The organism is Polaromonas sp. P1_G4, from assembly GCF_056405475.1.
In genome coordinates, this window is the sequence record NZ_JBFUCA010000727.1 from 1 (window position 1) to 1,651 (window position 1,651).

Annotated in this window: 2 protein-coding genes and 1 pseudogene; all 3 read left to right on the plus strand. The window is 64.7% G+C overall.

The window, feature by feature from the left end:
• The coding region (gene mreC / locus AC1D1X_RS22710) for a rod shape-determining protein MreC (protein WP_477699266.1) at positions 1 to 593 on the plus strand (593 nt) is incomplete at its 5' end.
• Between the two features lie 19 nt (positions 594 to 612).
• The gene (gene mreD, locus AC1D1X_RS22715; protein WP_457281704.1) at positions 613 to 1,131 is read left to right on the plus strand and encodes a rod shape-determining protein MreD; all 519 of its coding nucleotides are present in this window, start codon (positions 613 to 615) and stop codon (positions 1,129 to 1,131) included.
• A gap of 190 nt (positions 1,132 to 1,321) precedes the next feature.
• Positions 1,322 to 1,651 (plus strand): annotated as a pseudogene (locus AC1D1X_RS22720) (penicillin-binding protein 2); the annotation flags it as partial.

Here is a 1,651-nt window from a genome sequence, read left to right on the forward strand (position 1 = left end):
ACAACCGCCTGCGCAAGCTCATGGGCCTGCGCGAGCAGCTCGGCACGCCGGTGTTGGCGGCCGAAGTGCTGTACGACGCTGCGGACCCTTACACCCGAAAGGTGATCATCGACAAAGGCATGGCGCAGGGCGTTGACCTGGGCTCGCCGGTGCTGGACGAGTCCGGCGTGCTGGGCCAGGTCACCCGCGTGCATCCGCTGGTCAGCGAAGTGACCTTGCTGGTCGACCGCGACCTGGCCATTCCGGTGCTCAATGTGCGCACAGGCGCGCGCAGCGTGGCCTATGGCGACCCGACCGTTTCGGGCAGCGGCCTGGAACTGCGCTTCATGGGCAGCAACTCGGACGTGCAGCAAGGCGACCTGCTGACCACCAGCGGCGTCGACGGCGTCTACCCGGCCGGCCTGCCGGTGGCCAAAATCAGCCGCATCGAGCGGCGCGCGGAATCGGCGTTCGCAAAAATTTTCTGTACACCGCAGGCGCTCGTGACGGGTGCGCGGCACGTCATCGTGGTCAAGCCCGGCACCGGCCAGATCCCGCCGCGGCCCGACGACACCCCCGAGCCCGCGCCCAAGAAGAAGGGGGCTTCGAAATGATCATGCAGGGAGTGACAACATGATCATGCGATCAGGCCAGCAGCTGCTGCTGCCCGCCAACCCCGTCTTCATCTGGTGCAGCCTGATCGCGGCGCTGCTGCTGGACATGCTGCCCTTGGGCCGCGTGCCGTGGATGCCCGACTTCCTGGCCCTGGTGCTGGTGTTCTGGAACGTGCACCAGCCGCTGCGTGTCGGCATCGGCGTGGCTTTCATGTTCGGCCTGGGCATGGACGTGCACCAGTCTTCGCTGCTCGGTCAGCATGCGCTGTCGTATACGGCGCTGAGCTTTTTTGCCACCATGATCCATCGCCGCCTGCTCTGGTTCACGGTGCCGTCGCAGGCCTTGCAGGTGCTGCCGCTGTTTGCGGTGGCGCATGGTGTGGAGCTGGTGATCCGCATGATCGGCGGCGGTATTTTCCCGGGCTGGATCATGCTGCTGGCGCCGCTGATAGAGGCCGTTCTGTGGCCGGTGGTGAGCGTGCTGCTGCTGGTGCCGCAGCGCCGTGCACCCGATCCTGACCAGAATCGACCACTCTAGATATGGCCCCCACGGTCACTCACTTGGTGTGTTCCCTGCCCCCCGAGGGGGCCGCCCGCCTGCGGCCTGGCGAAGCCGGTTCCACGGCTCATGCTGGCCTTTTTCGGCTCGCTTCGCATCGCCTCTTTCTTTTCAGAGGTAAGCGGACGGGGTTGTGGGCACTTTCCGGCGGCTGTAGAGTCACACGGCCATGACTGAACTGCGCAACGTTGAAGCCGATTTGTCGCGCTTTCGCGCGCGGGTGCTGGTGGCCAGTTTTGCGGTGCTGTGTGCTTTTTCTCTGCTGGCGGCGCGGCTGGTGTATTTGCAGGTGTACCGCCATGCCGACCTGAACGAGCAGGCGGAAAGCAACCGGACGGCCATCGTGCCCATCGTGCCCAACCGGGGGTTGATCCTGGACCGCAATGGCGTTGTGCTGGCCACCAACTATTCGGCCTACACGCTGGAGATCACGCCTTCCAAGGTTGACAACCTGGAAGAAACCATTGCCGCACTGGAAAAGGTGGTCGACATCCAGGTG